Genomic DNA, 24,160 nt, shown 5'->3' with positions numbered 1-24,160 from the left:
GGCGGTGAAGGGTGGTGTCTCTGGCATTTTGGCGGCAATGCGCGCCGCCATCAAGCTCACCTATCTGTACTCAACTCGCGCACGCGGTCTGCATTGGTGGTGCTGCGCGCGCCCTTGAGGTGCATTTCCACATTGGTGGCCTTGTCGCCCACGGCGGCTACGGCTTCACGAAGCTGCTCCTGGGTCACGTCCAGCTTCTTGAGCCATTCCGCAGTGGTGGCTTTGTCATTCAGGTTGATGCGCTCAGGCTGTTCGCCTGCATGTGATTGGGGTCTATCGGTATTGGTCATGGTCTTTTACTCCTTGCCTGCTAAGGTAAAAGACCACATTAGCGCGCCTGGCCCACCATGTTTGTAGGCCATTGCCGACTTGATGGGTTTCAGCGAAGGAATAGCGCGCATTGGCGCAAGTCGGGGGTATGGCCTACGCCCTGCGCGCCCTATGTTCCCGCCGAACCGGGCCTCCGCCTTACTTGCCGGCCTGTGACACCAGCACGGGCTTTTCGCGGTAGACCTCGGGCATCACGGTCTTCAGGTTGGCAATCTTGGGCAGGTCAAACCTGGCGATGTAAGGCTGGCTGGGGTGCAGGGTGGCGTAGTCCTGGTGGTAGGCCTCGGCAGGGTAGAAGGCGGCCAGCGGCGCCAGCTGCGTCACGATCTTGTTCGGGAAGGCCTTGGCGGCGTCGAGCTGGGCGATGTAGCTTTCGGTCACCTTCTTTTGCTCGGCGTCTTTGTAGAACACGGCTGAGCGGTATTGCGTGCCGCTGTCGGGGCCCTGGCGGTTGAGTGTGGTGGGGTCGTGCGCCACCGAAAAGTAAATCTGCAGCAGCTTGCCGTAGCTGATCTTTTTCGGGTCGTAGGTGATTTGCACGGCCTCGGCGTGGCCGGTGCGGCCTGAGCCGATCTGCTCGTAGGTGGCGGTGGCTTTCTCACCACCTGAATAGCCCGAGACGGCGTTGAGCACGCCTTCGGTGTGCTGAAACACGGCCTGCACGCCCCAGAAGCAACCGCCGGCAAACACGGCGGTGGCTGGCTGTGCGGCGGCCGTGGCGTCAACCGTGGGGGCGGGCAGCTTCACGGCTTTTTCTTCTTGTGCGGCGCTGGTGCCCATGCCGCCGCCCACCAATATCCACGTGGCCAGTGCTACTGCGCCCAAGGCGAAAAGGTATTTGTTCATTTTTAGGCTGCCTTGAAGTTAAGGGCCACGCCGTTCATGCAGTAGCGCAGGCCGGTGGGTTTGGGGCCGTCATCAAACACATGGCCGAGGTGCCCGCCGCAGCGGCGGCACAGCACTTCGGTGCGTTTCATGAAAAGGGTGGTGTCGGTTTCTTCGACCACGGCGTTGTTCATGGCCTGCCAGAAGCTGGGCCAGCCGGTGCCGCTGTCGAACTTGGTGGCTGAAGAGAAAAGGGGCAGGTCGCAACCGGCGCAGCTGAAAACGCCGGCGCGCTTTTCTTTATTCAGCGGGCTGGTGAAGGGCGTTTCAGTGCCTGCCTTGCGCAGCACGCGGTACTGGTCGGGCCGCAGCAGCTTTTGCCATTCGGCTTCGGTACGGGTGACTTCATAGGCGCGCGCGGCCGCGTGGGCGGGTGCAGACGCCAGCAGCCCGCGCAGGCCGGCGGCCATGGCGGCGGAGAGGGCGCCCAGTTGGAGCAGGGAGTTTCTGCGGGTCATCATGCTTTGGCCTCTTTCGGTGGGTTGTTGTATTGCTTGCCGTGAACAGGCGGCATGAAGGTTGGTCGGCGTGGCGAGGTGTTTCTTACGGATGACGACGCCCCTGGTGCGAAAGATTGGATGACGCTGTACCGGTTCAGTTCCGTGCGGCGAAATAGCGGGCACGCTGAAACTGCTATCAATACAGTAGCTGCTCGCGCAGACTCCTATTGGGCTGGAGGCCGATTTGATGCTTGAAAATGGCATTGCAAACGGCGAAATGGCCCCAAAAAGCGGCCCCAGGGCCAGCAGCGGCTGAAAACGGGCAAAAAGAGGCAAAAAAGAGGCACAACAGACCCAAAATTCCACCAAAACTGCCCCGCAGGCCGCTATTAAAACAGTAGCTGCTTGCGCCCGTTCCCATTGGTCTTGAGGCCAATTCGGCGCTAAAAAATGGCCTCCTGCAAGCCGCCGAAGCGGTGTTTTCCCATGGCGTGCATTTCCCGCATCGCCGCAGTCCTACAGGCCCGTTTACGCCTCCCCTTTAGACTTGCAGGCAATGATGAAACAGCTCCTGACCCAACTTCGCGACTTTGCGGCCACCATTCCTGGCCGCTTGCGCCACCCCACCAAACGCGGCGTGCTGCTGACACTGGCGGCCATTCCGGTGCTGGTGTTGCTGTATGTGCTGATCCTGATTCCGTTCACGCCCAGCATCAACGACCTGCTGAAAGCCAAAACCGCCAAGCCCTCGGTGGTGATGTCGTCTGACGGCCAGGTGCTGGCGGTGTTCAAGCGCGCCAACCGCGACTGGGTGAAGCTGGAAGACATTTCGCCCAGCGTGGTCGATGCGCTCATCGCCACGGAAGACCACCGGTTTTACGACCACCACGGCCTGGACATCAAGCGCACGGTGTCGGCCGTGCTGCACACGGCCGCCGGCAAGACGCAGGGCGGCTCGACCATCACGCAGCAGCTGGCGCGCAACCTCTACCCGGAAGAAATCGGCCGTTCCCTGTCGATCACGCGCAAGCTCAAGGAAGCCATCACGGCTTTCAAGATAGAGGCGGTTTATTCCAAGGACGAAATCCTGGAGAGCTACCTCAACACCGTGCCCTTTTTGTACAACGCCTACGGCATTGAAATGGCGGCGCGCACCTACTTCGACAAATCCGCCAACGAACTGGACGTGCTGCAAAGCGCCACGCTGGTGGGCATGCTCAAAGGCACGGCCTACTACAACCCGGTGACCAACCCCGAGCGCGCCATGCAGCGCCGCAACACGGTGCTGGCGCAGATGGTCAAGCACGAGAAGCTGCCCGTAGCCCAGCTGGAGGCACTGAAAAAGAAGCCGCTGCGTATCGACTTTGAGCGCCAGGACGAAGAGCTGGGCTCGGCGCCGCACCTGGCGCAGCAGCTGCGCCGCTGGCTGATTGAATGGGCCGACCGCAACGACTACAACATTTATGCCGACGGCCTGGTGCTGCGCAGCACCATTGATTCACGCCTGCAGGACATGGCCAACAGGGCCCTGGCGGTGCAGGTAGACCGCTTGCAAAAGACGGTGGCCGGTGACTGGCGCTTTAACTCGGGCTGGAAGGCCAAGAGCGGCGCGCCGCGTGAACTGGCCCTGGCCTTCATACGCGACACCGCCGAATACAAGGCCCTGCGCACCAAGGGGCAGACCGACGACCAGGCCACCAAGGCGCTGCTGGCGGACGCCGAGTTCATGCAAAACCTGAAGGACGACAAGACGCGCCTGCAGGCCGGCTTCATGGCGCTGGACCCAACCAACGGCCAGGTCCGGGCATGGGTGGGCAGCCGTGACTTTGCGCGCGACCAGTTCGACCACGTGCAGCAGGCGCGCCGCCAGCCGGGCTCGACCTTCAAGCCCTTTGTGTATGGCGCGGCATTTGAAAACGGCGCCAGGCCGTCCGATGTGTACCTGGACGGCGAGGTGGAGATTCCGCTGGGCAACGGTGCCTTCTGGCGGCCGACCGACGGCGGCGGCCCCAGCGGCGAGATGATGACGCTGCGCCAGGGCCTGATGTTTTCCAAGAACACGATCACCGCGCAGGTCATGCACGCGGTGGGCCCGGCCAATGTGGCCAAACTGGCCAAGGCCATGGGCGTGCGCCAGAGCAAGCTGGAAGAAGTGCCGTCGCTCGCGCTGGGCACCAGCCCTGTCACGCTGAGGGAAATGGTGGCGGCCTACGGCACGCTGGCCAATGACGGCCGTTATATAGAGCCCGTGCTCGTTACCCGGGTAGAAGACCGCAACGGCAAGGTGCTGGAAGCGTTTGAGCCCAAGCTGGCCGAAACCGTGATGCCGGCCACCGTGGCGCAGACGCTGCTGGACGTGATGCGCGGCGTGATCGACCAGGGCACGGGCGCAGCCATCCGCAGCCGTTACGGCATCCAGGCCGACGTGGCCGGCAAGACCGGCACGACGCAGGGCAACACCGACGGCTGGTTCATCATGATGCACCCGCAGCTGGTGGCCGGCGCGTGGGTGGGCTTTAACGACAACCGCGTGACCATGGCTGACAGCTATGGGCAGGGCGCCCGCAGCGCGCTGCCGATGGTGGGTGAGTTTTTCCAGGGTGCGATCAAGGCGAAAGTGGTGGACGTGGCCCTGCGCTTCCCCGCGCCAGAGGGTGCAGGCGTGACGGACCAGGAGCGCCAGCGCATTGAAGCGCTGCTCAATGGCGCCGAGCCGCCGCAGGAAAGCCAGCCGGCGCAGTCGGGTGGTGACTCCGGCATGCCCCAGCCTTTGGGCGCACAAAACGTGTCAGGCGCTGTGGGAGGGCAGGCGACCGAGGGCGGCCCGCCGCGCGTGTGGCAGCCGGCGCCGGTGATCAAGTACATCACCGTGAATGGCCCTGCCGCAGACGGCACACCCGCGCCCAACGTACCGGGTGGTGCGCCGGGCGTGGTGTTGCCACCCGAGCAGCCGCGGCGTGTGCAGCCTGAAGGTACGGTGGAAAACACCGCCGTGCCGGGCGTGGTGGTGGGTGCGCCCATCTCACCGCGCTAGCGCTGTGCGCGGTGCGTTAGATTGCTATTAAATAGATAGCTGCTTGCGCTTGTCCTGATTGGGTTTTAGGGCTTTTTCTCTTGAATTATTGCAACGCGGCATGCGGCGTCAGCGTTTCGTTTTGCGCACCGCCTGTGGGCCCGTGTTGACAAAGCTGGCATTGCCCAGCCCGGTGCCCACCGTCAGCACGGCCCAGCGCTTCACGCCCTGCATGAAGGGCAGCTCAGACAAGCCCTGCACCACCGCATCGTTGTGCAGCCGCACCTGGGTGGTCTGGCCGTCCTGGCGCGGCAGCAGTTCGCTGAGGTCATGCGCCAGGTTAAAGCGCGGGCTTTCCCAGTTACCGGGCAGGTTCTGCGCGCCGGCGGCGATGGAGCCGTCGTCGCAGATCATGCCGGGGCAGGCCACGCCGACAAACGGCGCCAGGGTGATGCCTTTTTTGTCGGCCAGACGCTTGAGCTTTTTCAGCATGGCGGCAATGCCGCTTACCAGGTGTTCGCGGCGGGTCACATCGTCGTCGCCGCGGTGGCCCCACTTTTCCAGGCCCGCCACGCGCACGTCCGACAGGTCGGGCGACTTGTTCAGGCGTGGCCGCACAATGCCGCAGCGCACGTTGGTGCCGCCAATGTCTACCGCCAGGAAGCCGCCGTATTGCGACAACAGCTCGGGCGGCGCCAGGTGCACCCAGCCGATCAGCCCGCCTTCGTCGGGGTGGTGGCGCAGCGTCATCAAATGCACGCGGGCATTTTGCTGGTAGAGCAGTTCGGCCGCGCGGTCGATGGCCAGCTCTCCCACCAGGCTTTGCTGGAAGCCGCCGCCCACCACGATGCGCTGCACGCCGTGCCATGAGGGGTGCGCCAGAAAACGCCGCACCACACGCACCAGCTGCCAGGCGTAGTCTTCCGATGCCGCGGAAATCACGGCGGCGGCCTTGCCGTCGCGTTGAAGGAGCAGGTCTAACCGCTTTTTGCTGATGGCCGGCGTGGGCTTGGTGCCCAGCACGTCTTCACCGCTGATGCGGCGAAACACCCGGCGCCATACGTCCAGCATTTCGCTGTAGGCGACGCGGCTGACGGTGTCGCCCAGAAAGCGCTCGCCGTCGTGCAGCGCCAGGCTGTAGCCGTTGATCGTCACGGCAGGCAGCTTCAGCTGACCATGCAAAAGGTCGTCGGGCAGGGAAGCGGAGGCTTTGCGTGGCATGGGTGCGTGTGCTGTGGTGGAAGGTTTCATGATGCGGGCACTGCGTGCCGCCGGCTATCAGCCAACGCGCCTGAACGCGTCAGCCAATGGCTGGTGTACGCGGCGATTTGCGCGCAAAAAAACGGCCGGGAAGAGCCGGCCGATGGTGGGTGTGCAGCGTTTTAGTGCTGCTTAGCGACCCAGGGGGTCGCGGTCTTTGTCAAGATCCTTCTGGATGTCTTCTGCGTTCTCACGCGCGTCGCCGGCGGCCTTTTGTGCCTTGCCCTGGAATTCACGGGCATGGCCCTTGGCCTGCTGTTCGGCATTGCCGACCAGCTTGCCGGTGTGTTCCTGCACTTCACCGGCAACTTCCTTGATCTTGCCTTTGACCTGGTCCTTGTTCATGGGATGTACCTTTCAGAGAGTTGCGTCATGGAAAATTCCATGCAGTTCAAGATAGCCCGCCGGCCCAGACCGCGCCGAAGGCATCGGGCCCATAGCCGTGTGGGTGTGTGCCTACAGGGCCTTTCGACGCGCGCCTGCTACGGGTCGGGAAACAGTTGCAACAGAACGTTCGTTGCGTCAGGATTAAACTGGCATTGCAGACAATGGACTGTGCTTTGAAGTGACCGTGCAGTGGAGGAAGGAAGAAAAAAGTCATATGAAGAAATTAGCCATCGTTTTAGGGGCCCTGGTGTCCGGGGCTTCCCTGTGGGGCGCGCCAGCCGCCCCCACCACATGGTTTACCGTGATGGGTGACCCGGCTGACCCGGCCGTCAATACCATTGAGGTAGACCCGACCCCCATTGCCGCCAACGGCGACATGCGGGCCATGCAGGTACGCGTAAGCCGCGCGCTGCAACGCACCAGCTGGGACGGCGTGCCTTACCGCTCGTATGTTTCCACCGTGCTGTTTGACTGCGCCGATAAAAGCGCCAAGTACGTCACGCTGGCGTTTTACGTGCAGCCCCTGTGGAAGGGCGAGCCGTACAAAACAGTGACTTACCCCAACGAAGTGGTGCGTCCCATGGAGTTTCGCGACGTGACGCCCAACCCGACCCAGCGCATCATTCGCGCTGCATGCGAAACCGGCAAAATTACCACCAATTAGCGACCATGTTGCGGCGGTGGCGGGTTGTGCCCCGCTTGTGCCTTTAGGGCGCTCGGGCTACGATGGTTTGTCGCTTACGCATGGGGCTCCGGCGACTATCTTGAAGAAGGGTCTTGCATGCCGCAACTCATTGCAACGGTCGAAGGCGTCGAAATCAAGCACGTGTACCTGACGAACGACCGCACCACGCTGGGCCGCAGGCCCTACAACGACATCATCTTCGACAACCTGGTGGTCAGCGGCGAGCACTGCGTGTTCCTGCTGAAAGGCCTTGCGGACGTGTACCTTGAAGACCTGGGCAGCACCAACGGCACCTACCTCAACGGCCACATGGTCAAGTCGCGTGAGCTGCTGCACGACAACGACATCATCAATATCGGCAACTTCCGCATCCAGTACCTGGCCACCTCGCGGCATGAAGAAGAGGCTCCGCGCGAACATCAAACCACCGCCATGGCGCTGGACGCGATGGGCCTGCCCGGCACCAGCGGCACGATGCACGCGAGCCTGAAGGTGCTGTCGGGTTCGTCAGCGGGGCTGGAGGTGCCGGTGGTCAAGGCCGTTACCACCTTCGGGCAGCCCGGTGTGGCCGTGGTGTCGATATCGCACCGGCGCGACGGCTACTACGTGGCGCACATGGACGGCGAAAAGCCGCCGACCTGCAACGGCAAACCGATCGGCATGAAAGCGATTCCGCTGGCCCACCACGACATACTGAACCTGGCCGGAACCGAGATGGAGTTTTTGCTCAAGAGCGCCGAAGCCTGAGCGGGCCGGGGGGCGTGCAGGCTCGCTCAGATGGTCGAGCTGCTGATGCTGGTGGTGGGAAAGCCCATGGGCCTGCGGGAACTCCGTGGCCTGTAAGAAGGCGGCTCGCCGGCCAGGCGCCAGGCAAAGGCCCGTGCCAGTGCCTTCAGCTTGAGCGTGGACTTCAGATGCAGCGGCGTCATGCCGGTGCGGGTCAGGTCCGATGCGTTGTTGGACACGCGTGACAGGCGGCGCTGCTCCAGCGCGGTGACGGGTTTGCGGGGCATGGCTGAGCGTGGCGTCTTTTTGATCGCCGTCTGCGTGGCGGCAGCACCGGTGAACTTTTCACGCAGCAGCGTGGCCTCGGGCCGCCGCTGGCTGTCCACAATCCAGTAGGGAATGCCGGCGCGGCCCAGCAGCTCGCGCTTGAAAGCATGCTTGCGGTCAGCCAGCTCGCCGCGCCCCAGCACATCGACGCAACCCAGCACAGCGCCTTTGCGGTCGGCCACGGCGCAGGCAAAGCTCACGGTGCTCAGCAGCGCCTGCCAGTGCGCGTCGCCGCCGCGGCTGTTGGGTTCAATAAAGCCGGTAAAGGGCACCTTGATCAATACATGGTGGTCCGGAAAAATGTCTGCCAGCCAGCGCCACACCGCGAGCTCGTCGCGACTGGTGAGCGGCTTGCGGCGCAGCGCGTGGTTGCGCGCCACCTTCTTGCGGGCCGACACCACATGCGACAGCCAGCGTTCATAGCCCAGCGCCCCCAGGGCCACGCTGCCCACAAAGATAAAGAAGCCGATCAAAAAAGAGGTGCCGGTCATGGTGCTGTCCTGGTGCTGGTACTGCGTTGATGTGCCGGGCCGATGCGCTGCCTGTTTTGATATGGGTATATGACCCTGAGTGGCTGCGCGGCGCTGGCTGAAAATCCCAGCCGTGTTTATAAGGTACATTTTTCATTTTTCGGCAATATGGCCCAGAACATTTGTGAACGTTCGTATTAGGCCGTGCTGACCCGGCCGTGGTGACCACACTTCGGTGTTACCCGGCCAGAGCCGCTTTCCACGCATCCCCTCCTTAAACTCCATGAAGAAACTCCCCACCAGCGGCGGCCTCGTGTATTCCACCGACGCGGGACGCATGTGCCCTGGATGCCGCCAGCCGGTGTCCGCGTGCACGTGCAAGCAGCAGGCCGCGCCCAAGGGTGATGGTGTGGTGCGCGTCATGCGTGAAAGCAAAGGCCGCGGCGGAAAAACTGTCACCGTCATCAAGGGCCTGCCGCTGGACGCCCTGGGCCTGGCGCAATTGGGCAAACAGCTCAAAGCCGCCTGTGGTTCGGGGGGCACGGCCAAAGACGGCATCATTGAAGTGCAGGGCGACCATTGCGACACCGTCATGCAGGCCCTGCAAAAACAGGGCTACGCGCCCAAGCGGGCAGGCGGTTAGGCATGAACCCCGAAGACCTCCAGCTGCTGGTGACCCGCGAAATGCCTTTCGGCAAACACAAGGGCACCCTGATCGCCGACCTGCCCGGCAACTACCTCAACTGGTTCGCCCGCGAAGGTTTTCCCAAAGGCGAAATCGGCCGCCTGCTGCAGCTGATGCAGGAGATCGACCACAACGGGCTGAAGCCGCTGCTGGATCCGTTACGGCGGTAGTCAAGTCACTCAATCACCGCGAAACTCTGGAAGCTTGGCAATCACCTTGATCTCAAACTGAAAGCCATAGAGCCAGGTCACGCCGACACCCGTCAGCGTAGGGTGCGGTGCGTTGCCCCAGTAGTCGGGCACCACTTTCCAGGCTGTCTCGAACACCGATTCCGGATCCACCATGAAGACGGTCACGTCGACCACGTCGTCGAAGGTGCAGCCTGCGGCCTTGAGGATGGCGTTCAGGTTGTCGAAGGCGAGCCGGACCTGCGCCTCCAGGTCGGGCTCGGGGGATCCATCTTCGCGGCTGCCAACCTGCCCTGAAACGAACAGGAATCCGTTGGACTTCACCGCCGGCGAATAGCGGTTGCGTTCATAGAGGGCCTGGCGCCCGGGTGGAAAAACGACGTCACGCTTGGTCATAAAAATGTCCTTTTTCATATGGGCCGTCGCCGGCCCGTGGTTAACGATGAAAGAACTTTAGAAGACTGTGCCTTTCGGATAAACAGGCAAGGCTAACCATCACTGTTCGTAGAATCCAAACAATCATCAACGTCAACATATCTGGAGCAGAGATGGACCGTTTCGATGCAATGCAGGCATTCGCCCGCGTGGTGGAAGCAGGCAGCTTCACCAAGGCGGCCGAGACACTCCATATGAGCAAGACCAGCGTGACGCAGCTGGTGCAGCAACTGGAAGCGCGGCTGCGGGTCAAGCTGCTCAACCGGACCACACGGAAGGTCAATGTCACTGCCGATGGCGCTGCCTACTATGACCGGGTGGTGCGCGTCCTGGCCGAGGTTGATGATGCCGAGACCAGCCTGTCCAGCGCGTCGGCGTCGCCCAGGGGCCGGCTGCGGGTCGATGTGCCCAGCCCCCTGGCCCGCATGATCCTGGTGCCGGCCTTGCCGGAATTTCATGCGCGCTACCCTGAGATTCAGCTCGACATGGGTGTCAGCGACCGCATGGTGGACCTGATCGGCGACAACGTGGATTGCGTCGTGCGCGGCGGCGAGCTAACCGATCAGTCGCTGATGGCCCGCAAGGTGGGTGACCTGCAGTTGGGGGTATACGCCGCCCCGGCCTATCTGGAGCGCTCGGGCACACCGTTGCACCCACGAGAGCTGGAAGACACACATCACCGCATCGTGGGTTTTCTGTGGGCGCGCACCGGCAAGGCTTTTCCGTACGCCATGCACTGCAAGGGCGAGAGCATCAAGGTGCAAGGCCGGCACCTGTTCGCATTCGATGACGGCAATGCCTACCTCGCGGCCGGGCTGGCGGGATTGGGAGTCCTCTGGCTGCCGGACTACATGGCGAAGGCGCACCTGGCTGGCGGCGAACTGGTGCGCCTGTTCAAGGGCTGGCGCCTTGACCCGATGCCTTTGTACGTAGCCTTTGCGCCGAACCGGCATGTCAGCGCCAAACTGCGCGTGTTCATCGAGTGGATTGCCGGGCTGATGGCGCAGCATGCGCCTGTTGCTGGCCCGCGTGACGGAAAAACATGACCCCGCCATGGAAATTCCATCGGCGATATATTCATTTCATTCAAGGAGTTTTCGATGGCCAATCTTCGCCAAGCCCTGGTTCACATGCGCTCGGGGCGCTGGACCGAGGCACACACGATTGTGCAGAGTGATGAGTCGCAACTGGCCGCCTGGCTGCACGGCATCCTGCATGTACAGGAGGGCGACCTGGGGAATGCCGAGTACTGGTATGGCCAGGCCAAGCGGGATTTCAACGGCCGCGGAACGCTGGATGAAGAGATGGACCGCTTTGAGGCAGGGCTGCCCAAATAAGCGTGGTCACACCATCGCAGCCAGACGCGTCCCCTGGTCAATAGCGCGTTTCGCATCGAGTTCGCTGGCTTCGTCTGCGCCGCCAATCAGATGCGTCTTGACGCCGGCCGCGCGCAGTGGCTCCAGCAGTTCGCGCAGGGGTTCCTGTCCGGCGCACAGCACGATGTTGTCGACCGCCAGCACGGTGCCGTCCTGCCGTTTTTCGCCGAAGGTGATGAAGAGGCTGAGGCCTGAGCCTTCTTCGTTTTCACCAATGCGTTCATAGTTGACGCCTGAAAGCATTTCGACGTTTTTCATCTTCAGCGCGGCACGGTGGATCCAGCCGGTGGTCTTGCCCAGGCCCGCGCCCAGCTTGCCGGGCTTGCGCTGCAGCAGGGTGACATGGCGCGCCGGCGGCGTGACCAGCGGGCGTACCACGCCGCCGCGCACTTCACCGGGGTCGGCCACACCCCATTCGGCGAGCCAGGCGGGCAGGTCGAGTGCGGTGGAATGGCCGGTGGGTGTGACGAGGAACTCGGCGACGTCAAAGCCGATGCCGCCTGCGCCTATGAGTGCCACACGTTCGCCAACGGGCTGGCGGCCCAGCAGCACATCGATGTAGCTCAGCACCTTGGGATGGTCTTGCCCGGGAATACGCGGGTTGCGCGGCGTGACGCCGGTGGCCAGCACGACTTCGTCAAACTTCTGCGCAATGAGGTCGGCCGCCGAGACGCGGGTGTTCAGGTGCAGCTTCACGCCGGTGCCGGTGATGCGCTGGCCGAAGTAGCGCAGGGTTTCCTCGAACTCTTCCTTGCCGGGCACGCGCTTGGCCAGGTTGAACTGGCCGCCGATTTTGTCGGCCGCGTCATACAGGTCAACGCTGTGGCCGCGCAGGGCCAAAGTGGTGGCGGCGGCCAGACCCGCGGGGCCTGCGCCTATGACGGCAACGCGTTTTTTGGCGGGGGCGATGCGAATGACGAGTTCGGTTTCATGCCCGGCGCGGGGGTTGACCAGGCAGCTTGCCAGCTTGGCCTGGAAGGCGTGGTCCAGGCAGGCCTGGTTGCAGGCGATGCAGGTGTTGATCTCGTCGCGGCGCCCCTGCGCGGCCTTGTTGACAAACTCGGGGTCGGCCAGGAAAGGGCGGGCCATGCTGACCATGTCAGCCGAGCCGTCGGCCAGCACCTGTTCGGCCACCTCGGGCATGTTCAGGCGGTTGCTGGTGATGACAGGAATCGTGAGGCCGGCGGCACGCAGGTCGGTGCGCAGCTTTTTGGTGACCCAGGTGAAGGCACCACGTGGTACTGACGTCGCGATTGTCGGCACACGCGCCTCATGCCAGCCGATGCCGCTGTTGATGAGCGTGGCACCGGCGGCTTCCACCGCTTGGGCCAGCAGCACGACTTCCTCCCAGCTGCTGCCGCCGGGGATCAGGTCGATCATCGAGAGGCGGTAGATGATGATGAAGTCGCGCCCGACGGCTTCGCGCGTGCGGCGCACGATCTCGACGGCCAGGCGCATGCGGTTGGCGTAGCTGCCGCCCCACTCGTCGGTGCGCTGGTTGGTGTGGGTGACAAGGAACTGGTTGATGAAGTAGCCTTCGCTGCCCATGATCTCGACGCCGTCGTAGCCGGCATCGCGGGCGAGCATGGCGCAGCGGATGAAGGCGCGGATCTGCCGCTCAATGCCGCCGGCGCTGAGCTCGCGCGGGGTGAAGGGCGAGATGGGGCTCTGGATGCGCGAAGGTGCGACGCACAGCGGGTGGTAGCCATAGCGGCCGGTGTGCAAAATTTGCAGCGCAATCTTGCCGCCTTCTGCATGTACTGCGTCAGTGACCTGCTTGTGGCGGCGCGCAGCGCCTGAGCTGGCGAGCATGCCGGCAAACGGTTTGGTCCAGCCGGCGATGTTGGGCGCGAAGCCGCCGGTAACCATCAGGCCCACACCGCCGCGCGCGCGCTCGGCAAAGTAGGCGGCCATGGCGGGGAAGTGTTTGCGGCCGTCTTCGAGGCCGGTGTGCATGCTGCCCATGAGCACGCGGTTCTTCAGCGTGGTGAAGCCCAGGTCCAGCGGCGCGAGCAGGTGGGGGTAGGGGGAGGCGGGGTCCAGGGAAAAAGAAGAAGACGCAAGGGAAGGGGGCGTCGTCGCCGAAGTGGGGGTCGCGGCCAAGGCAGGTCTCCTGTCAAAACTGCCTGCATGGTAGTCGTAACAAGGGGCGCTACAAAGCCTGCCGGGTACTCTAGGGGACAGGCTCTACCCCGTCTTGGGGCTAACCCTGAGCGGCGGCACCCCTACGCCGCCTGCCGTGATGTGCTATTGATTTAATAGCTGCTTGCGCCCATCCTGATTGGCTTACCGGCTGTTTTTCTTGAAGCAGGGGCCTTGGATGCCGGATGCCTGCCGATGTGGGTATACCGGAGTACGACCTTGCGGTGTTGTCTGACACCCGCCCTTAGCCGGTGCTGGTACTTTGAAGCTTCGATTTCTGGAGCACCCATGGCAAAAAGCAACACCAGCCCGACACGCGCCAAGACCGGCGAAGGCGCGACGGTGCCGCATCCTCCGCACAGCGAGCCGGACGATGAAGCAGATGGCAACGATGCCAGTACCTTGATTGAAAACCCGGTGAAGCCCGGAAAGGCCGGCAAGCTCAAGCAGCACAGCTTTCCCGACGGTGGCGGCAGCGGCGGCGCCGAGGCTTTCCGGCGCGGGCCGGGCCGGGGGAAGCCTTCGCCCGGGGTTTGATTGGGGTTGGCCGGCGTTTGATCGGGGCCTGATGAAACTCGCGACCTTTAACGTCAACGGCATCAAGACGCGGTTGCCGCAGTTGCTGGACTGGCTGGCCAAAGAATCGCCGGACGTGGTGTGCCTGCAGGAATTAAAAGCGCTGGACGGTGTGTTTCCCCAGGCCGAGCTGCGGGAAGCGGGTTACGGCGCTTTATGGAAAGGCCAGCGGTCATGGAACGGCGTGGCGATTCTGGCGAAGGGTGAGGCGCCGGTTGAAATACGGCGTGAGCTGCCCGGCGATGCGTCAGATGACCAAAGCCGCTACCTGGAGGCCGCAGTAGACGGAATCATTGTGGCCTGCCTGTACCTGCCCAACGGCAACCCGCAGCCAGGCCCCAAGTTTGACTACAAGCTGGCCTGGTTTGAGCGCCTGCACCGGCATGCGCTGGCGCTCTGCGGTTCGGGCCACCCGGTTGCGCTGGCCGGTGACTTCAACGTGGTGCCGACCGACTTTGATATCTACAACCCCAAGTCCTGGCGCAAGGACGCCTTGTTGCAGCCCGAAAGCCGGGCGGCCTATGAAAAGCTGTTGGGGCAAGGGTGGGTAGACAGCCTGCGGCATTTGCACCCGCAAGAGCGCATCTACACCTTCTGGGATTATTTCCGCCAGCACTGGCAGCGCAACGCGGGCTTGCGCATCGACCATATCCTGTTGAATGCAGAACTGGCGCCGCGCCTGAAGGCCGCCGGGGTAGACAGTTGGGTGCGCGGGCAGGAACATGCCAGCGACCATGCGCCGGTGTGGGTGGAGCTGGGGGTGGCGCGTAAAGCTGTGGGCGCGGTGAAGAAGAAGGTGGCCAAAGTGGCCAGGCCGCGAGCGGCAGCGGTGCCGCGCAAAAAAGCTCCGTAAGCCAATGCCGTACCTTACGGATTCGTTGCTATTAATTCAATAGCTGCTTGCGCAAGTCCCTATTGGTCTAGCGGCTGTTTTTGATCGCAGTCGCGGCGTCGGTGACCAGTTCGGGGCCTTTGTAGATGAGGCCGGTGTAGATCTGCACGACATCGGCGCCAGCCTTGATCTTGGAGACGGCGTCCGCACCGCTCATGATGCCGCCCACGCCGATGATGGGAAAGCCTTTGCCGAGTGCCGCGCGCAGCTGGCCGATGACGCGGTTGCTGGCTTCCAGCACCGGCGCGCCGCTCAGGCCGCCGGCTTCTTCGGCATGGCGCATGCCTTTCACGGCGTCGCGGCTCAGCGTAGTGTTGGTGGCGACGACGCCGTCCATGGCGTGGCGCTTGAGCGTGGCGGCAATCACATCGACCTGGGCATCATCGAGGTCGGGCGCGATCTTCACAAAAATCGGCACGCGCTTGCCGTGCTGTTTGGCCAGGGTCTCGCGGCGTTCGGCGATGCGGCCGAGCAGGGCGTCCAGGGCTTCGTCGCTTTGCAGGGCGCGCAGGTTTTTGGTGTTGGGGCTGGAGATGTTGACGGTGACGTAGTCGGCGTGCGGGTAGACACCGTCCAGGCAGGTCAGGTAGTCGTCGACGGCGTTTTCAATCGGCGTAGCAGCGTTTTTGCCGATGTTCAGGCCCAGCAGCAGGGTGTTTTGCGCGCCTTGCTTGCGCACGCTGGATCGCTGCACATTGGCCAGAAAAGCGGCCAGCCCTTCATTGTTAAAGCCCAGGCGGTTGATGAGCGCGTTGGCTTCGGTGAGGCGGAACATGCGCGGCTTGGGGTTGCCCGGTTGGCCCAGAGGGGTGACGGTGCCCACTTCGACAAAGCCGAAACCCATGGCGGCCAGGCCGTCGATGCAGCGGGCGTTTTTATCGAGCCCGGCGGCCAGACCCACGCGGTTGGCGAATTTCAGGCCGGCCAGCTCGACGGGATCGCTCACGCGGTTGCCGCAGTAGGCCAGCGACAGCGGCGTGCCCTGGGTGCGCGCCAGCGAAGCCATGGTCAGCTCGTGGGCGGTTTCGGGGTCAAGCCCAAATAAAAAAGGGCGGGCCAGGGCGTAGGGAAGCAGGGACATTGGATAATTCGGCTGTTGGCGATGAGGCGATGAACCACCCGGGCAGGCCGGGCATGAGGCCTGATTGTCGCAAAACCCGTTTCGCCCCGGCCCGCCCGCCCCAAACACTCTTTAATACTTCCATGACCCAAGCCATGACCCAAGACGAACTCAAAACCCTGGTTGGCCAGGCGGCCCTGCACTATGTCGAGGAAGGCAGCATTGTGGGGGTGGGCACCGGCTCGACTGTCAACAAATTCATTGACGCGCTGGCCACCATGAAGGGGCGCATTGCCGGTGCCGTGTCGAGCTCGGTTGCCTCGACGGAACGCCTGCAGGCGCTGGGCATCAAGGTGTTTGACGCGACGGAGGTGGACGAGCTGGCGGTGTACATCGACGGCGCGGACGAAATCGACAACGCGGGTTATATGGTCAAGGGCGGTGGCGCAGCATTGACGCGCGAAAAGATCGTGGCGGCCCAGTCGCGCAAGTTTGTCTGCATTGCCGATGAGTCCAAGCTGGTGCAGGTGCTGGGCAACTTTCCGCTGCCCGTTGAGGTGATTCCGATGGCGGCCAGACGTATTGCGCGGCAGTTTGCGGCCATGGGCGGTACAGCCAACCTGCGGCTCAAGGACGGCAAGCCGCTGGTCACCGACAACGGCCAGCACATCCTGGACGTGACCGGCCTGAAGATCGCCGATCCGCTGGGTTTTGAGTCGCAGGTCAACCAGTGGCCGGGCGTGGTGACGGTGGGGGTGTTTGCCCACCAGAAGGCGCATGTCTGCTTGCTGGGTGCGCCGGGCGGGGTGAAGACACTGGTGTTTTAGGCTGCTCTGGCTCCAGAAAGCAAAACGCCGGGCTGGTACCCGGCGTTTTGCATTTTTCAGAGCCCGCTCAGAATTTGATGCCGGCAGGGTTGTTGGCCGTGGCGGCGGGTGGTGCCGCCGGAGCAGCCTGCTGGGATGGTGCGGCAGGCGCGGCTGGGGCGGTGCCCGCTGCTGGAGATTTGCTCACCGCGACCAGGGGTGTAGGCGCGGGGCGCTGGTAGGTGGCCGGCAATATAGACGCAGCGGGGTAGCCCGCTGCATTCAGGAACTGCGTCCACTCTGCATCCGAATAGCCTTTGAGTTGCTGGGCGGCTATGGTCAGAAGGGGCAGCGATGCATCACCGCTCAGCCGCTGCAGGGCCGCAATATCTTCGTTGGTGTTGACGGTTTTCTCGCTGAAGGGAATGCCACGGCTTATCAGCATGGCACGAGCGGAACCGCAGGGAATACATTTTTCGTTGGTGTACAAGGTGACCGGGTATTTGCTGACAACCTGTCGCAATTCGAAAGGAAGACCTCCGGATGCTGCTCCACCACCACTTGACGCTGCGTTGGCAGCGCTAACTTTGCCGCTACTTGCCGCCGGCGGTGGCTGGTCGGAAAAGGTTACCTTGCCGTCGGGTCCCACGATGCGGTAGACCTGCGCGTGCGACGGCAGCACCATAAAAATTAAGCTTCCCCCAAACAGCAGCATGGCCAGCAGGGCGTTGGGAGAGAAGGACCTAACAGCGTTTGATTTCATGGTTTCCCCAGTCAGTCTTGAATTTGAATTGAAGTGGCTTGGCTCAGGTGTTTCAAGCCATACCCTGGTGGCGCATCAGTGCGTCCAGCGTTGGCTCGCGGCCCCGGAAGGCCTTGAATGATTCCATGGCCGGACGGCTGCCCCCTGCTTCCAGGATGGCTTGCCGGTATTTTCGGCCTGTTTCTACATTAACGGTACCCGATCCTGTGCCGGCGTCAGTGTTTGTACCCGGGTCGGCTGCAGGATGGGCGGACTCTTCAAACGCGGCATAAGCGTCGGCAGACAGGACTTCGGCCCATTTGTAGCTGTAATACCCGGCTGCATAACCACCGGAAAAAATGTGACTGAATGTATGTGCAGTACGGCTGTAGGCCGGGGCGACAATCACGGCAACTTCCCGGCGCACCTCGTTCAGGAGATCCATCAGGTCGTCGGCCGGGTTGTGAGAGGTGTGCAGCAGCATGTCGAACAGTGAAAACTCGACCTGGCGCAGCGTCTGCATGCCGCTCTGGAAGTTTTTGGCGGCCAGCATCTTGTCGAACAGCTCACGCGGCAGGGCGGCGCCGGTATCCACGTGGGCGGTCATGTGCTTGAGCACGTCCCACTCCCAGCAAAAGTTTTCCATGAACTGGCTGGGCAGCTCGACGGCGTCCCATTCGACGCCGCTGATGCCGGAAACGTCCCGTTCGTTGACCTGGGTGAGCATGTGGTGCAGCCCGTGGCCGAATTCATGGAACAGCGTGGTCACGTCGTCGTGCGTGAGCAGGGCTGGCTTGCCGCCCACGCCCTCGGCGAAGTTGCAGACGAGGTGCGCCACCGGGGTTTGTAGCTTGCCGTTGTCGGGGCGCAGCCAGCGGGTGCGCACATCATCCATCCAGGCGCCGCCGCGTTTGCCGGTGCGGGCGGGCTGGTCCAGATAGAACTGGCCCACCAGCTGGCCGTTGCGCTCGATACGGAAAAACTCTACGCCAGGCTTCCACACGGGTGCCGAGTCCTTGCGGATGGCAACTTCAAACAGTGTTTCCACGATCCTGAAGAGGCCTGCCAGCACCTTGGGGGCAGTGAAGTACTGTTTGACTTCCTGTTCACTGAAGGCGTAGCGCGCTTCCTTGAGTTTTTCGCCGATGTAGGCGTAGTCCCAGGCTTGCGGGTCGGGCAGGCCCAACTGGGTGGCGGCAAAGGCGCGCAGGTCGGCAACATCCTTTTCGGCATAGGGTCGGGCGCGCCGGGCAAGGTCACGCAAAAACGTGATGACCTCGTCGGGGGACTTGGCCATCTTGGCGACCACCGAGACCTCGCCGAAATTACGGTAGCCCAGCAGCTTTGCCTCTTCGAGGCGCAGCGCAAGGATTTCCTTCATGATGGCGCTGTTGTCGAATTTGCTGAACTCGGGTGCGGCCTGGTCGCTGGCGCGGGTGGTGTAGGCCTTGTAAAAGGTTTCGCGCAGTTTGCTGCTTTTGGCAAACTGCATGACAGGCAGGTAGCTTGGCATTTTCAGGCTGAGGCGGTAGCCGGTCTTGCCTTCGGACTGGGCCTGGTTGCGCGCTGTTTCAAGCACGTCGGCAGGAATGCCCTCAACCTCGGCTTCTGTCGCGTAATAGGCAAATGCGTCGGTGGCATCCAGGGCGTTCTCGCTGAATTTCTGGTTCAGCTCGGCCTGGCGTTCCTGGATCTCGGCAAAACGGTCGCGGTCGGTGCCCTTCAGTTCCGCACCCGACAGCACAAAGTTGCGAATGGCGTTTTTATGGGCCTGGCGCTGCTCGGTGTTCAGGGTGGCCACGTCGATGGCTTTGTATTTGTCGTAAAGGCGCTCATCGGCGCCCAGGCGGGTCCAGAACTCGGTCACGCGCGGCAGGGCGGCGTTGTAGGCCGCGCGCAGCTCCGGCGTGTCGGCCACGCTGTTGAGGTGGCTCACGGCGCCCCAGGCGCGGCCCAGGTTCTCGGTGGCCACGTCCAGCACGCCGGCGATGCCGCTCCAGGAGGCCGGAAAATCCGCTGCCGTGACTTGCTCAAGGGCACTTTCGGCCCTGGCCAGCAGCTCGTCGAGGGCTGGCGCCACATGCTCGGGCTGAATCCGGTCAAACAGGGGAAGGTCGGAGAAGTCGAGAAGGGGATTGGTCATGACGTACAGCTGTGGGCGAAAGTCTCGAATCTAAGGGCCTGGGGCTACCGGGCCAGGAAGAATGTGCCTGTCGGGGCGCTATCGGGGCAATTGCCCCGTGCCTTGCGGGCGGGGAACTCAGCCCTGTGCACTCTTCTTGACACTTTTCAGTTGGGGTTTTTTGGCGCGTTTGACGGTGCCGCCGGGCGTGAGGCGCTGGTTGCCGAGCACGCGCAGGGTTTTGACTTCGGGACGCTGGCCGTAGCGGGAGCTGTTTTTCAGTACCTTGACATCACGGGGGCCGGGCATGCGGTCTTCATTGACCTTCTTTTCCTTTTCCGGCATTGGGCGCCACAGCACCAGCAGCTTGCCGATATGCTGGATGGGGGCGGCATTGAGTTCATCTGCCAGGGTCTGGAAAATCGCTTCTCGGCCGGCGCGGTCGTCTGATTGAACCCGCACCTTGATGAGGCCGTGCGCGTTCAGGGCCGCGTCGGTTTCTTTCTTGACGGCAGCGGTCAGGCCATCGGAGCCGATCATCACCACTGCGTTCAGGTGATGGGCATCGGCGCGGTGATCCTTGCGCTGGGCGGGGGTAAGTTGTATTTGAGCCATGACCCAATTATCGGGGGAGTCGGGAAGAGGACAATAGACCCCATGAAAGTAAATGCCAAGACCGACTTCAAACCCGGCACCCAGACCGACGCGAAGGCCGCTGCCAAAGCCGTATCGAAAGCCAGTGCGAAAGGGAAAAAGGTCAACAAGGCGTGGTTGCACGACCACATCAACGACCCCTACGTCAAATTGGCCCAGAAAGAGGGCTACCGGGCCAGGGCAGCTTACAAATTGAAGGAAATTGACGAAACCTTCGGCCTGATCCGGCCGGGGGACTGTGTGGTCGACCTGGGTAGCACGCCCGGGGCCTGGAGCCAGTACGTGAGGCGCAAGCTGTCACCCACCGGCGCGGCGGCGGGGGAGCTCAACGGCCGCATCATCGGGCTGGACCTGCTGCCCATGGAGCCGATCGAGGGGGTGACCTTTATCCAGGGCGACTTCCGGGAGGCGGAGGTGCTGGAGAAGCTGGAGCAGGCGCTGGCCTCGTCCGAAGGGCAGATCCGGGTCGATCTTGTGATCTCGGACATGGCGCCCAACCTGTCGGGTATTGAATCGGCCGATGCCGCCCGCATTGCCCATCTCATAGAGCTGGCCGTGGAGTTTGCCCAGAACCGGATGAAACCGGACGGCACCCTGGTGGTGAAGCTTTTTCACGGCAGCGGATACGATCAGCTCGTGAAGCTTTTCAAGGACACCTTCAAGACGGTCAAGCCCCTCAAACCCAAGGCATCGCGACCGGGATCGTCCGAGATTTTCCTGATTGGCCGGGGGCTTAAGAGGCGTGCCGAAGCTGCACAATGAGTGTGATACGGTGGCAAAAATCACCTAAACCCGCTTCAAACATGGGGCTGGCAGGGGATTACGCGGTTTTTGCCCTTGAAACGCCTAAAATCAGGCGCATGTGACTTTTGTTCTTATACCGGAGTAGTCCTTGAACAATCAGTGGTTTTCCAAAATTGCAATCTGGCTGGTTATCGCCATGGTGCTGTTTACCGTATTCAAGCAATTTGATCCACGCGGTAGTGCCGGCTCAAACTACCTGGGTTACTCCGAGTTCCTGGAAGAGGTGCGTGGCAAGCGCATCAAGCAGGCCACCATCGCCGAAGGCCAGGGCGGCACCGAGATTTCCGCCACCACGGTGGATGATCGCAAGGTTCGCACCACCGCAACCTACCTTGACCGCGGCCTCGTCGGCGACCTGATCGCCAACGACGTGAAGTTTGACGTCAAGCCCCGCGAAGAAACCTCCCTGCTCACGTCCCTGCTGATCAGCTGGGGTCCCATGCTGCTGCTGATCGGCGTGTGGATTTATTTCATGCGGCAGATGCAGGGCGGCGGCAAGGGCGGGGCTTTCAGCTTCGGTAAATCCAAGGCGCGCCTGCTCGATGAATCCACCAATCCAGTGACTTTTGCCGACGTGGCGGGCTGCGACGAAGCCAAGGAAGAAGTCAAGGAAGTGGTCGACTTCCTGAAAGACCCTGCCAAATTCCAGAAACTGGGTGGCCGCATTCCGCGTGGTTTGCTGCTGGTCGGCCCTCCGGGCACCGGTAAAACCCTGCTGGCCAAGAGTATTGCCGGCGAAGCCAAGGTTCCGTTTTTCTCGATTTCCGGCTCTGACTTCGTTGAAATGTTCGTCGGTGTAGGCGCGTCGCGTGTGCGCGACATGTTCGACAACGCCAAGAAAAATGCGCCTTGCATCATCTTCATCGATGAAATCGACGCAGTCGGCCGCCAGCGCGGTGCGGGCCTGGGCGGCGGCAATGACGAACGCGAGCAGACCCTGAACCAGATGCTGGTCGAGATGGACGGCTTTGAAACCAATGTCGGCGTGATCGTGGTGGCTGCCACCAACCGTCCCGACATCCTGGACGCCGCCTTGCTTCGTCCCGGCCGTTTTGACCGCCAGGTCTATGTGACGCTGCCCGATATCCGCGGCCGCGAGCAGATCCTGAATGTGCACATGCGCAAGGTTCCGCTCGGCCAGGATGTGAGCCCCGGGGTTATTGCCCGCGGCACGCCCGGCATGTCGGGCGCTGACCTGGCCAACCTGTGCAACGAAGCTGCCCTGATGGCTGCACGCCGCAACGCGCGCACCGTCGAGATGCAGGACTTCGAAAAAGCCAAAGACAAGATACTGATGGGCCCCGAGCGCAAGAGCATGGTCATGCCCGAAGAAGAGCGCCGCAACACGGCCTACCATGAGTCCGGTCACGCGCTGCTCGGCAAGATGCTGCCGAAGTGCGATCCGGTTCACAAGGTCACCATCATTCCGCGCGGCCGTGCCCTGGGCGTGACCATGAGCCTGCCGGCGCAAGACCGCTACAGCTATGACCGCGAGTACATGCTCAGCCAGATCAGCATGCTGTTTGGCGGCCGTATTGCCGAAGAAGTCTTCATGAACCAGATGACCACAGGCGCCAGCAACGACTTTGAACGTGCCACAGCGCTGGCCCGCGACATGGTGACCCGTTACGGCATGACCGAGGCCCTGGGCCCCATGGTGTACGCGGAAAATGAAGGCGAAGTGTTTTTGGGCCGTTCGGTCACCAAGACCAACAACATGAGCGAGTCGACCCTGCAAAAGGTGGACGGTGAAGTACGCCGAATCATCGACCAGCAGTACGCCCAGGCGCGCAAGCTGATCGAGGACAACCAGGACAAGATGCATGCCATGGCCAAGGCCCTGCTCGAATGGGAAACCATTGACGGCGACCAGCTGGACGACATCATGGCCGGCAAGGAACCCCGGCCGCCCAAGGACTGGACGCCGCGCAATTCGTCGGTAGGCGGCGGTAGCGGTCCCAGCGGCGGCACGCCGGCTGTCAGTACCGATCCGGCGCCGACGGTAGCCTGATGCCTCCACAAGCATGAAGACGACTGCCAGGCAGTCATCACAACCGGGGCCAGTCCCCGGTTTTTTCATGGTGGAGAACATGGCTCGTGTGCTTGCCACTTTGTGTGGCTTCGGCAATGCACCGTTCCTTGCGCGATATTGCATTGCGTACCGGCCTGTGGTTTAACCCTTCATTCGTTTTGGGACATCCATCCATGATCTGGCAAACCTCCCGCTTTCAGATTGACCTGTCAAAGCCGCGCGTCATGGGTATCGTCAATGTCACGCCCGACTCATTTTCGGATGGGGGCAGGTATTTCACCCTCGGTGGTGGTTTTTCAGGTGTCTTTGCTCATTGCGAGAAATTGATCCGGGATGGCGCCGACATGCTGGACATTGGCGGTGAATCAAGCCGGCCTGGCGCGCCGCCCGTGTCACTGGAGGAAGAGCTTGAACGGGTGCTGCCGGTGGTTCGCCATGCGGTCAGCCTGGGGGTGCCGCTGTCGGTCGACACATACAAACCTGAGGTGATGCAGGCTGTGCTTGACCTGGGCGCCGATGTCATCAACGACATCTGGGCCCTGCGCAAGCCGGGTGCGGTGCAGGTGGTGGCGCAGCACCCGAATTGCGGTGTCTGCCTGATGCACATGCACCGCGAACCGCAGACCATGCAGGTTGCCCCCATGGAGGGCGACGTGGTGCCGCAGGTGAGGGCTTTTCTGGAAAGCGCCGCATCTGGCCTGCAGGCCGCTGGCGTTGATAAAACCCGCATCGTGCTGGATGTGGGTGTGGGCTTTGGCAAAACCGTGGCGCAGAATTTCGCGTTGCTCGCGCGCCAGCAGGAATTCCTCGCTGCCGGCTATCCGTTGCTGGCCGCCTGGTCGCGCAAATCGTCTTTGGCCGCCGTGACCAGCACTTCCCTCGCAACTGTCGCCCAGCTCGACGTGACCGACCGCATGGTGCCCAGTGTGGCGGCCGCCGTGCTGGCGGTGGACCGCGGCGCCCGTATCGTGCGTGCGCATGATGTGCGCGAGACCGTGCAGGCCCTGAAGGTATGGATGGCAGCGCATTAGCAGTTTTATCGCTATCCGGCAAAGATGGCGGCTTTGACTGACAAAGGGCTGTACGGGGCCACCTAAAATAGACCCCTGTTTCAATAACAACA

25 protein-coding genes are annotated in these 24,160 nt (G+C 62.5%); 13 read left to right on the top strand and 12 right to left on the bottom strand.

Features of this window, described 5'->3' with window-relative positions; genetic code table 11:
• Nucleotides 1–56: 56 nt before the first annotated feature.
• The 3 genes from AC1DWQ_RS18695 to msrB all read right to left on the bottom strand — a co-directional run bounded on the left by AC1DWQ_RS18695 (nt 57) and on the right by msrB (nt 1,676).
• A complete protein-coding gene (locus AC1DWQ_RS18695) occupies nt 57–290 on the bottom strand; it encodes a DUF3606 domain-containing protein (protein ID WP_477670964.1) in 234 nt (77 codons plus the stop codon).
• 178 nt (nt 291–468) lie between these two features.
• On the bottom strand, nt 469–1,176 hold the full coding sequence (gene msrA / locus AC1DWQ_RS18690; protein ID WP_477670963.1) for a peptide-methionine (S)-S-oxide reductase MsrA: 708 nt from the start codon (nt 1,174–1,176) through the stop codon (nt 469–471).
• 2 nt (nt 1,177–1,178) lie between these two features.
• Nucleotides 1,179–1,676, bottom strand: a complete 498-nt coding sequence (msrB, locus tag AC1DWQ_RS18685) for a peptide-methionine (R)-S-oxide reductase MsrB (RefSeq protein ID WP_477670962.1) — start codon at nt 1,674–1,676, stop codon at nt 1,179–1,181.
• Nucleotides 1,677–2,214: 538 nt separating this feature from the next.
• Here msrB and AC1DWQ_RS18680 point away from each other — a divergent pair.
• Nucleotides 2,215–4,689 (top strand): penicillin-binding protein 1A, encoded by a 2,475-nt coding sequence (locus AC1DWQ_RS18680; RefSeq protein ID WP_477671222.1) that lies wholly within the window; start codon nt 2,215–2,217, stop codon nt 4,687–4,689.
• A gap of 108 nt (nt 4,690–4,797) precedes the next feature.
• On the opposite strand, the gene AC1DWQ_RS18675 is transcribed toward AC1DWQ_RS18680, so the two are convergent.
• Nucleotides 4,798–5,889 (bottom strand): ROK family protein, encoded by a 1,092-nt coding sequence (locus AC1DWQ_RS18675; protein ID WP_477670961.1) that lies wholly within the window; start codon nt 5,887–5,889, stop codon nt 4,798–4,800.
• 171 nt (nt 5,890–6,060) lie between these two features.
• Nucleotides 6,061–6,273 carry a CsbD family protein gene (locus AC1DWQ_RS18670; RefSeq protein ID WP_457278743.1) on the bottom strand — a complete coding sequence of 71 codons (213 nt, stop codon included), beginning with the start codon at nt 6,271–6,273 and terminating at the stop codon, nt 6,061–6,063.
• A 256-nt stretch (nt 6,274–6,529) separates the two neighbouring features.
• Between AC1DWQ_RS18670 and AC1DWQ_RS18665 the strand changes: the two genes are divergently transcribed.
• Both AC1DWQ_RS18665 and AC1DWQ_RS18660 read left to right on the top strand, forming a co-directional pair.
• Nucleotides 6,530–6,979, top strand: coding sequence for a surface-adhesin E family protein (locus AC1DWQ_RS18665; protein WP_457278742.1), 450 nt, complete (start codon nt 6,530–6,532; stop codon nt 6,977–6,979).
• A gap of 117 nt (nt 6,980–7,096) precedes the next feature.
• Nucleotides 7,097–7,747, top strand: a complete 651-nt coding sequence (locus AC1DWQ_RS18660) for an FHA domain-containing protein (RefSeq protein ID WP_457278741.1) — start codon at nt 7,097–7,099, stop codon at nt 7,745–7,747.
• A gap of 26 nt (nt 7,748–7,773) precedes the next feature.
• Here AC1DWQ_RS18660 and AC1DWQ_RS18655 read toward each other — a convergent pair whose 3' ends face one another.
• Nucleotides 7,774–8,544 carry a PDDEXK family nuclease gene (locus tag AC1DWQ_RS18655; protein ID WP_477670960.1) on the bottom strand — a complete coding sequence of 257 codons (771 nt, stop codon included), beginning with the start codon at nt 8,542–8,544 and terminating at the stop codon, nt 7,774–7,776.
• A gap of 262 nt (nt 8,545–8,806) precedes the next feature.
• On the opposite strand from AC1DWQ_RS18655, the gene AC1DWQ_RS18650 reads away from it, so the two are divergent.
• Nucleotides 8,807–9,166 carry a translation initiation factor Sui1 gene (locus tag AC1DWQ_RS18650; RefSeq protein ID WP_477670959.1) on the top strand — a complete coding sequence of 120 codons (360 nt, stop codon included), beginning with the start codon at nt 8,807–8,809 and terminating at the stop codon, nt 9,164–9,166.
• A gap of 2 nt (nt 9,167–9,168) precedes the next feature.
• On the top strand, nt 9,169–9,378 hold the full coding sequence (locus tag AC1DWQ_RS18645; protein WP_477667170.1) for a DUF3820 family protein: 210 nt from the start codon (nt 9,169–9,171) through the stop codon (nt 9,376–9,378).
• 9 nt (nt 9,379–9,387) lie between these two features.
• Here AC1DWQ_RS18645 and AC1DWQ_RS18640 read toward each other — a convergent pair whose 3' ends face one another.
• The gene (locus AC1DWQ_RS18640; RefSeq protein ID WP_477670958.1) at nt 9,388–9,792 is read right to left on the bottom strand and encodes a RidA family protein; all 405 of its coding nucleotides are present in this window, start codon (nt 9,790–9,792) and stop codon (nt 9,388–9,390) included.
• Nucleotides 9,793–9,944: 152 nt separating this feature from the next.
• Between AC1DWQ_RS18640 and AC1DWQ_RS18635 the strand changes: the two genes are divergently transcribed.
• Both AC1DWQ_RS18635 and AC1DWQ_RS18630 read left to right on the top strand, forming a co-directional pair.
• Entirely contained in the window at nt 9,945–10,877 is a 933-nt protein-coding gene (locus AC1DWQ_RS18635; RefSeq protein WP_477670957.1) for a LysR family transcriptional regulator, read from the top strand.
• Nucleotides 10,878–10,931: 54 nt separating this feature from the next.
• Nucleotides 10,932–11,168 (top strand): hypothetical protein, encoded by a 237-nt coding sequence (locus AC1DWQ_RS18630; protein ID WP_477670956.1) that lies wholly within the window; start codon nt 10,932–10,934, stop codon nt 11,166–11,168.
• A 6-nt stretch (nt 11,169–11,174) separates the two neighbouring features.
• On the opposite strand, the gene AC1DWQ_RS18625 is transcribed toward AC1DWQ_RS18630, so the two are convergent.
• A complete protein-coding gene (locus AC1DWQ_RS18625; RefSeq protein ID WP_477671221.1) occupies nt 11,175–13,250 on the bottom strand; it encodes an oxidoreductase in 2,076 nt (691 codons plus the stop codon).
• Between the two features lie 387 nt (nt 13,251–13,637).
• On the opposite strand from AC1DWQ_RS18625, the gene AC1DWQ_RS18620 reads away from it, so the two are divergent.
• Together AC1DWQ_RS18620 and xth are read left to right on the top strand one after the other, a co-directional pair.
• Nucleotides 13,638–13,886 carry a hypothetical protein gene (locus AC1DWQ_RS18620; protein ID WP_477670955.1) on the top strand — a complete coding sequence of 83 codons (249 nt, stop codon included), beginning with the start codon at nt 13,638–13,640 and terminating at the stop codon, nt 13,884–13,886.
• Between the two features lie 31 nt (nt 13,887–13,917).
• Complete coding sequence (gene xth / locus AC1DWQ_RS18615) at nt 13,918–14,778, top strand: exodeoxyribonuclease III (protein ID WP_477670954.1); 861 nt, start codon at nt 13,918–13,920, stop codon at nt 14,776–14,778.
• 67 nt (nt 14,779–14,845) lie between these two features.
• Here xth and AC1DWQ_RS18610 read toward each other — a convergent pair whose 3' ends face one another.
• A complete protein-coding gene (locus AC1DWQ_RS18610) occupies nt 14,846–15,898 on the bottom strand; it encodes a quinone-dependent dihydroorotate dehydrogenase (RefSeq protein ID WP_477670953.1) in 1,053 nt (350 codons plus the stop codon).
• A 134-nt stretch (nt 15,899–16,032) separates the two neighbouring features.
• Between AC1DWQ_RS18610 and rpiA the strand changes: the two genes are divergently transcribed.
• Complete coding sequence (gene rpiA, locus AC1DWQ_RS18605) at nt 16,033–16,704, top strand: ribose-5-phosphate isomerase RpiA (RefSeq protein WP_477671220.1); 672 nt, start codon at nt 16,033–16,035, stop codon at nt 16,702–16,704.
• A gap of 67 nt (nt 16,705–16,771) precedes the next feature.
• Here the strand turns inward: rpiA and AC1DWQ_RS18600 are convergent, their stop codons facing one another.
• The 3 genes from AC1DWQ_RS18600 to AC1DWQ_RS18590 all read right to left on the bottom strand — a co-directional run bounded on the left by AC1DWQ_RS18600 (nt 16,772) and on the right by AC1DWQ_RS18590 (nt 20,162).
• Entirely contained in the window at nt 16,772–17,446 is a 675-nt protein-coding gene (locus tag AC1DWQ_RS18600) for a glutaredoxin family protein (protein ID WP_477670952.1), read from the bottom strand.
• Nucleotides 17,447–17,498: 52 nt separating this feature from the next.
• Nucleotides 17,499–19,568, bottom strand: coding sequence for a M3 family metallopeptidase (locus tag AC1DWQ_RS18595; RefSeq protein ID WP_477670951.1), 2,070 nt, complete (start codon nt 19,566–19,568; stop codon nt 17,499–17,501).
• Nucleotides 19,569–19,685: 117 nt separating this feature from the next.
• Nucleotides 19,686–20,162, bottom strand: a complete 477-nt coding sequence (locus tag AC1DWQ_RS18590; protein WP_477670950.1) for a YhbY family RNA-binding protein — start codon at nt 20,160–20,162, stop codon at nt 19,686–19,688.
• 42 nt (nt 20,163–20,204) lie between these two features.
• Between AC1DWQ_RS18590 and AC1DWQ_RS18585 the strand changes: the two genes are divergently transcribed.
• The 3 genes from AC1DWQ_RS18585 (at nt 20,205) to folP (ending at nt 24,068) form a co-directional block, all read left to right on the top strand.
• Complete coding sequence (locus AC1DWQ_RS18585; protein ID WP_477670949.1) at nt 20,205–20,963, top strand: RlmE family RNA methyltransferase; 759 nt, start codon at nt 20,205–20,207, stop codon at nt 20,961–20,963.
• Between the two features lie 130 nt (nt 20,964–21,093).
• The gene (gene ftsH / locus AC1DWQ_RS18580) at nt 21,094–23,016 is read left to right on the top strand and encodes an ATP-dependent zinc metalloprotease FtsH (RefSeq protein ID WP_457278727.1); all 1,923 of its coding nucleotides are present in this window, start codon (nt 21,094–21,096) and stop codon (nt 23,014–23,016) included.
• Between the two features lie 194 nt (nt 23,017–23,210).
• Complete coding sequence (gene folP / locus AC1DWQ_RS18575; protein WP_477670948.1) at nt 23,211–24,068, top strand: dihydropteroate synthase; 858 nt, start codon at nt 23,211–23,213, stop codon at nt 24,066–24,068.
• Nucleotides 24,069–24,160 lie beyond the last annotated feature (92 nt).

This window comes from Polaromonas sp. P2_G11 (genome assembly GCF_056403595.1).
The sequence above is the reverse complement of the archived record's forward strand: the minus strand, read 5'-3'. Positions and strand labels throughout refer to the sequence as shown.

Bases quoted from the DNA above. Each gene is read 5' to 3' on its own strand.
- AC1DWQ_RS18695 (WP_477670964.1), bottom strand. From the start codon at position 290: ATGACCAATACCGATAGACCCCAATCACATGCAGGCGAACAGCCTGAG.
- msrA (WP_477670963.1), bottom strand. From the start codon at position 1,176: ATGAACAAATACCTTTTCGCCTTGGGCGCAGTAGCACTGGCCACGTGG.
- msrB (WP_477670962.1), bottom strand. From the start codon at position 1,676: ATGATGACCCGCAGAAACTCCCTGCTCCAACTGGGCGCCCTCTCCGCC.
- AC1DWQ_RS18680 (WP_477671222.1), top strand. From the start codon at position 2,215: ATGAAACAGCTCCTGACCCAACTTCGCGACTTTGCGGCCACCATTCCT.
- AC1DWQ_RS18675 (WP_477670961.1), bottom strand. From the start codon at position 5,889: ATGCCACGCAAAGCCTCCGCTTCCCTGCCCGACGACCTTTTGCATGGT.
- AC1DWQ_RS18670 (WP_457278743.1), bottom strand. From the start codon at position 6,273: ATGAACAAGGACCAGGTCAAAGGCAAGATCAAGGAAGTTGCCGGTGAA.
- AC1DWQ_RS18665 (WP_457278742.1), top strand. From the start codon at position 6,530: ATGAAGAAATTAGCCATCGTTTTAGGGGCCCTGGTGTCCGGGGCTTCC.
- AC1DWQ_RS18660 (WP_457278741.1), top strand. From the start codon at position 7,097: ATGCCGCAACTCATTGCAACGGTCGAAGGCGTCGAAATCAAGCACGTG.
- AC1DWQ_RS18655 (WP_477670960.1), bottom strand. From the start codon at position 8,544: ATGACCGGCACCTCTTTTTTGATCGGCTTCTTTATCTTTGTGGGCAGC.
- AC1DWQ_RS18650 (WP_477670959.1), top strand. From the start codon at position 8,807: ATGAAGAAACTCCCCACCAGCGGCGGCCTCGTGTATTCCACCGACGCG.
- AC1DWQ_RS18645 (WP_477667170.1), top strand. From the start codon at position 9,169: ATGAACCCCGAAGACCTCCAGCTGCTGGTGACCCGCGAAATGCCTTTC.
- AC1DWQ_RS18640 (WP_477670958.1), bottom strand. From the start codon at position 9,792: ATGACCAAGCGTGACGTCGTTTTTCCACCCGGGCGCCAGGCCCTCTAT.
- AC1DWQ_RS18635 (WP_477670957.1), top strand. From the start codon at position 9,945: ATGGACCGTTTCGATGCAATGCAGGCATTCGCCCGCGTGGTGGAAGCA.
- AC1DWQ_RS18630 (WP_477670956.1), top strand. From the start codon at position 10,932: ATGGCCAATCTTCGCCAAGCCCTGGTTCACATGCGCTCGGGGCGCTGG.
- AC1DWQ_RS18620 (WP_477670955.1), top strand. From the start codon at position 13,638: ATGGCAAAAAGCAACACCAGCCCGACACGCGCCAAGACCGGCGAAGGC.
- xth (WP_477670954.1), top strand. From the start codon at position 13,918: ATGAAACTCGCGACCTTTAACGTCAACGGCATCAAGACGCGGTTGCCG.
- AC1DWQ_RS18610 (WP_477670953.1), bottom strand. From the start codon at position 15,898: ATGTCCCTGCTTCCCTACGCCCTGGCCCGCCCTTTTTTATTTGGGCTT.
- rpiA (WP_477671220.1), top strand. From the start codon at position 16,033: ATGACCCAAGACGAACTCAAAACCCTGGTTGGCCAGGCGGCCCTGCAC.
- AC1DWQ_RS18600 (WP_477670952.1), bottom strand. From the start codon at position 17,446: ATGAAATCAAACGCTGTTAGGTCCTTCTCTCCCAACGCCCTGCTGGCC.
- AC1DWQ_RS18595 (WP_477670951.1), bottom strand. From the start codon at position 19,568: ATGACCAATCCCCTTCTCGACTTCTCCGACCTTCCCCTGTTTGACCGG.
- AC1DWQ_RS18590 (WP_477670950.1), bottom strand. From the start codon at position 20,162: ATGGCTCAAATACAACTTACCCCCGCCCAGCGCAAGGATCACCGCGCC.
- AC1DWQ_RS18585 (WP_477670949.1), top strand. From the start codon at position 20,205: ATGAAAGTAAATGCCAAGACCGACTTCAAACCCGGCACCCAGACCGAC.
- folP (WP_477670948.1), top strand. From the start codon at position 23,211: ATGATCTGGCAAACCTCCCGCTTTCAGATTGACCTGTCAAAGCCGCGC.